The organism is Desulfosporosinus hippei DSM 8344, assembly GCF_900100785.1.
GTDB classification, from domain to species: domain Bacteria; phylum Bacillota; class Desulfitobacteriia; order Desulfitobacteriales; family Desulfitobacteriaceae; genus Desulfosporosinus; species Desulfosporosinus hippei.
The window spans coordinates 25,698-34,920 of record NZ_FNCP01000037.1 but is presented as its reverse complement, the minus strand read 5'-3'; the positions used below and the strand labels follow the sequence as shown (position 1 = coordinate 34,920).

9 protein-coding genes are annotated in these 9,223 nt (G+C 39.4%); all 9 read left to right on the top strand.

Translation table 11 applies throughout. The features are described 5' to 3' along the window. Positions 1-578: 578 nt before the first annotated feature. The 9 genes from BLS16_RS23880 to BLS16_RS21125 all read left to right on the top strand — a co-directional run bounded on the left by BLS16_RS23880 (position 579) and on the right by BLS16_RS21125 (position 9,021). Positions 579-785, top strand: coding sequence for a hypothetical protein (locus BLS16_RS23880; RefSeq protein WP_176786250.1), 207 nt, complete (start codon positions 579-581; stop codon positions 783-785). Between the two features lie 33 nt (positions 786-818). Beyond that, a complete protein-coding gene (locus BLS16_RS21160; protein ID WP_092335609.1) occupies positions 819-1,424 on the top strand; it encodes a DUF3793 family protein in 606 nt (201 codons plus the stop codon). Positions 1,425-1,499: 75 nt separating this feature from the next. Beyond that, a complete protein-coding gene (locus BLS16_RS21155; protein ID WP_092335608.1) occupies positions 1,500-1,862 on the top strand; it encodes a NifB/NifX family molybdenum-iron cluster-binding protein in 363 nt (120 codons plus the stop codon). A 509-nt stretch (positions 1,863-2,371) separates the two neighbouring features. After that, entirely contained in the window at positions 2,372-3,463 is a 1,092-nt protein-coding gene (locus tag BLS16_RS21150; protein ID WP_092335607.1) for a TRAP transporter substrate-binding protein, read from the top strand. Positions 3,464-3,483: 20 nt separating this feature from the next. Then, positions 3,484-3,993 carry a TRAP transporter small permease gene (locus BLS16_RS21145; RefSeq protein ID WP_092335606.1) on the top strand — a complete coding sequence of 170 codons (510 nt, stop codon included), beginning with the start codon at positions 3,484-3,486 and terminating at the stop codon, positions 3,991-3,993. After that, on the top strand, positions 3,990-5,300 hold the full coding sequence (locus tag BLS16_RS21140) for a TRAP transporter large permease (RefSeq protein WP_092335605.1): 1,311 nt from the start codon (positions 3,990-3,992) through the stop codon (positions 5,298-5,300). Before BLS16_RS21145 ends, BLS16_RS21140 begins: the two co-directional genes overlap by 4 nt. A gap of 445 nt (positions 5,301-5,745) precedes the next feature. Then, on the top strand, positions 5,746-6,588 hold the full coding sequence (locus BLS16_RS21135; protein ID WP_092335604.1) for an HDOD domain-containing protein: 843 nt from the start codon (positions 5,746-5,748) through the stop codon (positions 6,586-6,588). 295 nt (positions 6,589-6,883) lie between these two features. Further along, the gene (locus BLS16_RS21130) at positions 6,884-8,182 is read left to right on the top strand and encodes a putative DNA modification/repair radical SAM protein (protein ID WP_092335603.1); all 1,299 of its coding nucleotides are present in this window, start codon (positions 6,884-6,886) and stop codon (positions 8,180-8,182) included. Then, positions 8,161-9,021: a TIGR03915 family putative DNA repair protein gene (locus tag BLS16_RS21125; protein ID WP_092335602.1), complete on the top strand. Its 861-nt coding sequence runs from the start codon at positions 8,161-8,163 to the stop codon at positions 9,019-9,021. The genes BLS16_RS21130 and BLS16_RS21125 overlap by 22 nt, the downstream gene beginning before the upstream one ends. Positions 9,022-9,223: the final 202 nt, after the last annotated feature.

Below are 9,223 nucleotides of genomic sequence, written 5' to 3'. Positions count from 1 at the left end.
GGATTTTTCAGTGGCTTAGTTTGCAATACCCATTGTTCGGAATCGAAAAACAAAAGAAATTATCAATTAACCCCTTGACTTTTATTAGCTGGTCTATTTTTCCCACTATCAACGAGCGACATTATAAAACAACTCCTCTCAAATTGAGAATACTTGGTGTTAAAAACAGCATATGTATAACTGGGACGCTATTTTACAGAATATTATGCAAATAAATTGGGTATAGACTTTTATTGTCGTTAGTTTGTTTCAGTGACATCAAACTTCCAAGTGATTTATCCCATATCCATAAATGTAAATGATAATAAATATCATTTACATTTTGCGTAAAGTATTGTAGAATTAAGTTATTGGAGTAGTGATTTTGATAAAGTATTAAGCTAATCGAGATTTTAAAGCGTAGTAATTGACGCGAAAAAATGGCTCAATCATGGAGATACACTAGACCAAGCATTCGGTTATCTAGATGCCCATTAGTAACTCAAGAAAGTCGCATTAGTAATTCTAATAAGAAAGAAATTCAATACAGCAGAATAGTAAGGGATTGAAACTGAATACAATTGATAACCAAATTCATTATGAGGCTGCTATATTCTAAAAAGAGAGGATTGTTGTTAATGAAAGTAATTTCAACTACTAACAAAACTTTTGTGTCGATTAGCTCAAATGACTTCTGGAGAGAGGGGCAGTGGTTAAGATACTGGGAGGATAGAGTAAAGGAATATGATGTTGCTGTGCAACAGGATGGACTTACCAAAAGAACTGGCGATACAGATGAGCGTTAGTGTCAAAGGATCACAGAAAGAGGTGGTCTGTTCATGAACTTTATGAGCCTACGGCGAAGTATTTTAGACGACAAGGACTATCTATACACTTCCATAGCTTACTGGACGGCACCAACCATTGCCAAGCAGAAACCATCTTCACTAATAGCATTCTCACATGATAGTCGCGATCTTTACAGTCTTTGGGAGTCCCATAAACAAGAAATTACGGAAAAACTACATCTAGAGTACTTTGAGATTCGTAAATGCCCTCGAAGAGTCCTAGTGATTTTTTTCGATAGGACACTATTAATAAAAACTCTATCAGTATATAAAAATAAGAAGTATCTTATGGCTATTGGATATCCTAGAAAATTGATCTTGGATGAATATCTAGTATTACTAAAAAGACATTTTGAAATATCTTGCCCACACGAAGTGGGTATCTTTCTGGGCATACCCTTAGAAGATGTTCTTGGATTTATAAAATTCAAAGGTAAAGAATGCCTTCTTAACAGCTATTGGAAGGTATATCATAATCTTGAAGAGGCTAGAACAATTTTTGCTGCTTATGATAAGGCCAGAGTTGAGGTGATTTCATCACTTTCATTTTCAGAGTACTCAAGTTGTGTCAATGAAAACCTGATTAGTACGGCTTAATAGTATTGGGTACTATATAAATCTAAGGACACATGAATTTGGGAGGTTGAAGAGGCTAATGGAAGGGGTTAAAAAATGATTATAGCTGTTTCAAATACTGGTAGAGATATATCACCTCATTTCGGTCATAGTGATGGTTGTACTATCTATCATATTAATAATAGTCAAATCACTGAAGTGAACTACATAGCAAATCCAGCAAAAAAGCAACAGGTAGATTTGTTCCACGTGCATGAAGGAAACCATAAGAGTGGTAGTTGCTCTTGTCGCTTTTTTGCAGAGTTTATTCTTAATAAAATACAAATCGATGTTATAGTAACAGTTCATATGGGGGGGAAAGCATATCAGCTTTTTAATCAGTGTGGCACTAATGTGATATCTGGCATTAAGGGGAAAATTGATGACTACTTGCAAGACTATCTGGGAAAAGCCGGATAATATCCTGAAATAAGGGACTTAACATTCGAGTAGCGATTTGGATATTCCACACAATATTGGGGCGATGTTTATCTTAAAGCTGGTGATTTTTAGATCATCAGCTAATTTGTTTACAACCTAACACTCATCAAGCAGTGAAGAGGGAAATATCTTACGCCGATATAAAAAATTATTATTTATATCTAGTTTTTACCATAGTAATATGGTAGTATAAATATCGTAGTGTTCATTAATTGCAGTGTTTATCCTGTAGTTGTCAATTAATGGAAGAGTTTTCGTAAAAGCAACATTAAAAATTCTGGCAGTAGCAGCGTAGACTTGTAGTATAGTAGAGTGAGTAGTTAAGTTGTTTTTTGATAGGTAGGATTGTAGGACGGTAGGAAATAAGGATGTGGTTTATACTCTATCCCTGTCTATTTATGGACGGGCAAGGGTGTTTTCGCAATTTTTAACTCCTATTTTTAGGAGTTTTTTATTTTTTAATCATTATTAAAAAGGAGAGATTGTTTGTGAAAAAAGGGCTATGGAAATCACTTAAACAAAAGTCATTAGGAAGAGGACTTTTACTCGGGGCGATGGTGCTAAACTTACTTTTTGTTTCTGGATGTGGACAGAGTGCATCTGCTCCGACTGATACGAAAGCTCAATCGGTGGAGTTAAAATTGGCACATTTCTTCCCTGCTACTCACCCGGCTGAGAAAGAATTAATTCAGCCTTGGGCAAAGGCGATTGAGAGTGCGACTGAGGGCAGAGTAAAAATCACCAGTTATCCAGGACAGACGCTTTCCCAGGCCGATGCCACTTATGACGGGGTTATTAATGGAATTTCAGATATGGGCCTTTCCTGTTTTTCATACACGCGAGGTAATTTTCCGGTGTTGGAGGTATTTGAACTGCCCGGTATTAAGTATGTAAATTCTAAGGCTGCCAGTAAAGTTGCCTGGGAAGGAATCAAACAAATTAATCCTAAGGAGGTTCAGGATACCAAACTAATGATGGTATTTACAACAGGCCCTGGGGATCTATATACAAAAGAACCTGTACGTGGTCTCAAGGATTTAAAAGGGTTAGAGATCAGGGCTACTGGCCTTAGTGCCAAAAGCCTGGCAGCTCTTGGAGCGTCTCCGGTTGCAATGGCTCAATCTGAAGCCTACGAATCATTGTCAAAAGGTGTAGTTAAGGGGAATCTAGGTCCAATCGAGGTTCTACAGGGTTGGAAACAGGCAGAAGTCACAAAGTATCTGACGTTGACACCGTTTTTATACAATAATTTATTCTATATTACCATGAACCTCGACAAATGGAATTCTCTTAAACCGGAAGATCAGAAAGCAATTGAAGCAGTCAATGAGAAGTTCTTTAACGAAGTTGCCATGGGTTTATGGGACAAACAAAATGAAGCAGCTTTGAAGTATGCGGTTGATGAAAAAGGAATGGAAGTTATTAATCTGCCTCAAGAAGAGCAGGAACAATGGATGAGCTTGGTTAAGCCAATTCAGGACGAGTTTATAGCTCAAATGAAACAAAAGGGGCAGAATGGTCAAGAAATTTTGGATAAAGTGAAAGGTCTTGCAGATCAATACAACAAGGAGTTTCAGTAATCCTGAGGAGGAATTAAGCGTTGAAATTTACTGACCTGGTAAAAGGAGTAAGCAGCATCTTAGACAAATTAGCAGCGTTGTGCATTTTTTTCGTAATGCTGTTAATTGTAGCTAATATATTTTTAAGGACAGTTTTGAACCGTCCAATTTTGGGAACTTATGAGTTAGTTGGTTTTTTAACCGCTGTGGGTGTGGCCTTGGCCTTAGCGCACTGCGCTTTCAAAGATGGACAGATTGCAGTTAGTTTGATCATGGAACGTTTCTCAAATAAATGCCAAACTATGGTTTCTTTTTTCGTTAACCTCGTTTCTTTAGGGTTGTGGGCTGCCGTTGTCTGGTCATTAGGCGAATTCGCTCAGACTATGAAAATTAAAGGGCTCGTTTCCCCCTCAGCTGAAATACCTGTTTACCCATTTATCTATTTAATAGCGATAGGCTTACTGGGGCTTTGTCTAGTGCTATTGAATAAGTCAGTGGTATCCTTCCGACAAATTCTGGGGAATGGCCCAGCAAAGAAGGTGGCACCATGAGCATATTCTTAGTTGGGTTAATTGGAATCGCTGTTTTCTTTGGTCTGGTAATGGCACGTATGCCTATTGCCTATGCCATGGCGCTGGTGGGTTTTGTAGGATTTAGTTACCTTACTTCGGTGCCTGCAGCTATGGATATGTTGGCTAAAGAACTATATAATACCTTTACCTCTTATTCACTGAGTGTTATTGTCATGTTTGTCTGGATGGGGTTTCTGGCTTTTTATTCAGGAATTGGCACAAGTCTCTATGTTTTTGCCTATAAAATGATCGGACATTTGCCCGGCGGGCTGGCAATTGCTACACAAGCAGCGTGTGCTGTTTTCGGAGCTATTTGCGGCTCTAATACCGCAACCGCGGCAACAATGGCTGCCATCGCTTTGCCTGAGATGGATAAATATCATTACGATAAGTCATTATCTACAGCTAGTATTGCTGCAGGGGGGGTCTTAGGGATACTGATCCCTCCAAGCGTTATATTTATTTTATATGGGACAGCCACGGAACAGTCTGTGGGTACGCTTTTTATGGCTGGGATTATTCCAGGAATCCTTCTGACGGTCTTAAACATGGGTATGATTTATATTCTCACCTGGCGTAACCCAAGTTTGGGACCAGCTGGCTCCAAAGCAACTTGGTCAGAACGTATTCATTCTTTGCGGGGAGGTCTGGGTGAAGCCCTTGCGGTGTTTGTACTTTCCATTGGAGGCTTATTCGCAGGCTGGTTTACACCTACTGAGGCTGGTGCAGTAGGTGCGGGAGGAATCCTCATTATCAGCCTTTTGGAAAAACGTCTTAGTTGGGAAAATCTAAAAAAATCCTTATATGATACAACACGAACTAGTGCCATGATCATGCTTATGCTTGCTGGGGCAGTTATGTTTGGTCGCTTTATGGCAATTAGCAGGGTACCCTTTGAACTAGCCAATTGGGTAGGATCGCTGCCCCTGCCCTCATTCGCCATTATGGGTATGATTCTCTTGATTTACCTTATTCTGGGATGTTTTATTGATGCCCTAGCGTTAATTTTGCTCACTATCCCCATATTTTTTCCTGTAGTAGTTAATACCTTGGGGTATGATCCTATTTGGTTTGGGGTAGTTGTAGTACTGGTTGTAGGGATGGGGGTTATTACTCCTCCCGTTGGAATGAATGTTTATATTATTAAAGGGATTGCGCCAGAAATTCCGTTAGAAACAATTTTTAAAGGGGTATGGCCGTTCCTATTTACAATTGTTATATGCTTAATCCTACTGATGGTTTTTCCGGGAATTGCTACCTTCTTGCCTGAACTCATTAAAGGGTAAGAAAAAATCAATATCTAGTATTTTGGGTTGACCGCTTTATTTAAGGTCAACCTTTTTTTATACTTATCAAAAAGTTTAACTTTTCGTTGCATATTCTTCAACGTCTAAAGACTGTTCTGCATGAAGGTCTAACACGTGCGAAGACAGTCTCTTCGTCTTCGTCTGAAGCATAAGTGCAACTAAGGCGGTCGCCAGCCAAGTTTTCCTTATCTTTAAGTTGATTGGAGGTTCTAAAAAAAACAATAAGCATAATCTTATTCTTAAAAATAATGGTTAAAGGTATAAATATTGGTAAAAATCCAATCTTAGGATATAAGTGAAGGTTTTTGTTCGGATGTTGTGGTAAAATAATCATATCGCCAGAGTTATTAATAGTTTAGTTGTGAATTTTTTGAACGATTCTTATCAGATATTTAGTTGTAGTTATCAAAAGGGAGGGGTTTGAGTGTCTATCAAATTAGAACATGTATTAAAGCGCGTACATACACTTCCCCCCTTACCCTCATCAGCTATCCAGGTGCTAGAGCTTACGAAAAATCCTGCTACCTCTGCTAAAGAGCTTGAAACTGTAATTGGTATGGATCCGGCACTTACGGCAGGGATTCTTCGTCAGGCTAATTCTGCGTATTATGGTTATCCCAGAAGAATCTCTTCTCTTCGGGAAGCTATTGTTTTGCTTGGTTTTCAGGTGACTCAAGAGTTAGCTATGTCTGCAGCAATTTCTCCCATACTTAAGACCAATCTATTGGGTTATGAAATAGACCAAGAGGGACTATGGAAGCATTCCTTACTTACAGCGATGGCTGCAAGAAAGGTGTGTCAACATTGTAAACTTCCTTACGGAGAGGTTGCCTTTACAGCAGGCTTACTTCATGATATCGGGAAACTAGTTATTTCCGTCTATGTTCAGGAAGTTGGCGATTTTCTTGTGCAGAAAGCAAAAGACACACCGCTTACTTTTGTAGAACTTGAAGAAAGAGTTATAGGATTCGATCATGCAAGGGCTGGCGGCTTTTTAGCTCGATCATGGAATTTGCCTGAAGAATTAGTAGCTGCAATTTCTTTTCACCATTCCTTAAGTAACGCTCAAAATCATGAAGAACTGTCTAGTGTAATCCATGTAGCGAATGGTCTTTCTACTTTGTTAGGAGTAGACGGAGGGGTGGATAGCCCATTGAATCCTATCCGCCAAAAGGCTCTTGACCTTCTAGACTTCCAAGCGCCGGATCTTGAACTTCTCAAGGACGACCTTAGCAAAATCCTTGTAGATCCTACCATTTTTGGTTAATGAATCAATTTGCTTAAGATAATACTGACATAGCCATAATGAGGCTGTTATAAAATATGTAAGTCTGGGTATCACATTCCTGCATTTTAACGTCTATACATAAGTAAAAGCGCAAAATCGGTCTCTTCCACTTCAACTGTGGAAGTAGACCGATTTTTAATAGAAACAAGCATTTTCTTAGGGTGCCTAGTTTTCACTCGGCCCCTAAGAAAATGCTTGTTTGGCAGAATTCGCTTTGACAAGAACATATGTTTTGTATATAGTTAGAGTAATGATTGTCAGGGGGTAGATTAACATTGATATTTTTGATAAGCTGACTATCTTATCGGATTCAGCGAAATATGATGTAGCTTGCACCTCTAGTGGCGTAGATAGAAAAGGAAAATCAGGCAGCTTGGGTAATGCAGCAAAAGCAGGAATATGTCATAGTTTTTCAGCCGATGGCCGCTGCATCTCGTTACTAAAAGTGCTAATGACAAATGTCTGTGTCTTTGATTGTAAATATTGTATCAATCGTGAATCCAATGATACTCCAAGAGCAGCATTTACTCCCCATGAACTAGCGGAATTGACCATTAACTTTTACCGGCGTAACTATATCGAGGGTTTGTTTCTAAGTTCTGGTGTTATCAAAAACCCTAATTATACAGCTGAACAAATGATTAAGGCTTTGGAACTGCTTCGAAATGTCTATCACTTCAATGGTTATATTCATGTCAAGGCCATACCAGGAGCTGATAGTGAACTAATCACACGCTTAGGGCTCTTAGCAGATCGGATGAGTATAAATATTGAGCTACCATCTCAAGAAAGCTTAAGGCTCCTGGCCCCGAGTAAGTCTAAAGAGTCCATCTTGCGTCCTATGGGGCTTATTAGTACTAAGATCCAGGAAAACAGAACAGATCTTGTGAAATATCGTCATGCTTCCAGATTTGTGCCTGCTGGGCAGAGTACTCAGCTGATTGTGGGGGCTACTCCCGATACGGATCACAAGATTTTGACACTAACTGAGGGGCTCTATAAAAAATACGGTCTCAAACGAGTTTTTTTCTCTGCTTATATGCCCGTCGCCGAGAATTCACTCTTGCCGGCCATTGACACAAAACCACCACTGATTAGAGAACATCGTCTTTATCAAGCAGACTGGTTATTGCGTTTTTATGGCTTTGAAGCAAAGGAATTACTTGATGAGCAAAATCCTAATTTCAATTTACAAGTTGATCCTAAATGCAACTGGGCCTTAAATAACATGGATAAATTTCCGGTTGAGATTAACAGAGCATCTCATGAAATGCTTTTAAGAGTCCCGGGAATTGGTGTGATTAGTGCCCAACGAATAATGACAGCCAGAAGAAATGGAAGTCTTGATTTTACCAGCCTTAAAAAGCTGGGGGTTGTTCTCAAACGTGCCCAGTATTTCATCACTTGCCAAGGGAAGATTATGGAGGGCCTTAAAATTACTTCAGATAGCACTATTAGAACATTAATGTCAGATCGATATAAACTCCCGTCATATCAAGAGCAGTTAAGGCTTTTCGAAGAACCTTTTATTTCGAGGGAGGAAGTGCAGGAATGCTTGACGGGACAGATTTAGTGTACGCCTATGACGGCACTTTTGAGGGCCTAATGTGTTGTGTCTTTGAGAGCTATGAATGTAAAGAAATCCCCTGCCTCATCCGTCCTCCAAGTGACCAGCAAACTATTTTTGATACTTCAAAATGGATTGAAACAGATTCCCAAAAAGCCGACAGGGTTTATAACTCTATTCCCGTAAGAATTTCTTCTGAAGCTCAAGAGCTGGTGAAGCTGGGGTTTTTAACCTGCGAGGAAAATAAAGAACTATTAATTTTTCGTTTTTTACGGTCAGGATTTAAGATTGGCGGCAAAGTCATGACGATGCTTACAGATGAGGTAGTTTGTTCACTGCAAAAAGCCGTTCGCCATTTGACGTCTGAAAGCCATAAGTTCAAGGGCTTTATCCGCTTTTCTGTGTTTGGGGAGGCATTGGTTGCAGTTATTGAACCCAAAAACTACGTTCTTCCTCTTTTGTCTGCGCATTTTTGTGATCGTTATAACGGCGAAAAGTTTATGATTTATGATAAGACCCACAGCGTGGCCTTAATCTATCAGTCTAATCGTGCGGAATTGATTGATATCGAAGGGTTAACTCTTCCCAATGTCGATTCTACGGAGGCGAAGTATCGCCAATTGTGGAAGCAGTTTTACAACACAATTGCCATTGAAGGAAGAACTAACCCCCGCTGTCGAATGACACTAATGCCTAAACGATATTGGAATCAAATGACTGAATTTGACAATAAGAGTGATTTGTTTCAAATTCAAGTTCAGGTTGCCGAAACAAAGCAAGCCATCGCAAATGATATAGACAAAACAACTGACAAAACAACAAGATACCAAATTCAAGGTGATTAAGTTCCTTAGTATCCCGTCGCCGGGGTTGGCGATGCTGATTCTACGAGGAAATCATAGGGGTTTTAATAGTTGGCAAGATACGCAGAAGCCCAGGGCTGACCTAACGGTCACCCCTGGGCTTCTGCTCTTACCCAATATACGGAAATACAAATATTTAACGGATTATACAAGGAAAATTAGACTTTATGGCGAATTATTTATA

Coding starts and splice junctions, on each gene's coding strand:
- BLS16_RS23880 (WP_176786250.1), top strand. CDS start 579: ATGAGGCTGCTATATTCTAAAAAGAGAGGATTGTTGTTAATGAAAGTA.
- BLS16_RS21160 (WP_092335609.1), top strand. CDS start 819: ATGAACTTTATGAGCCTACGGCGAAGTATTTTAGACGACAAGGACTAT.
- BLS16_RS21155 (WP_092335608.1), top strand. CDS start 1,500: ATGATTATAGCTGTTTCAAATACTGGTAGAGATATATCACCTCATTTC.
- BLS16_RS21140 (WP_092335605.1), top strand. CDS start 3,990: ATGAGCATATTCTTAGTTGGGTTAATTGGAATCGCTGTTTTCTTTGGT.
- BLS16_RS21125 (WP_092335602.1), top strand. CDS start 8,161: ATGCTTGACGGGACAGATTTAGTGTACGCCTATGACGGCACTTTTGAG.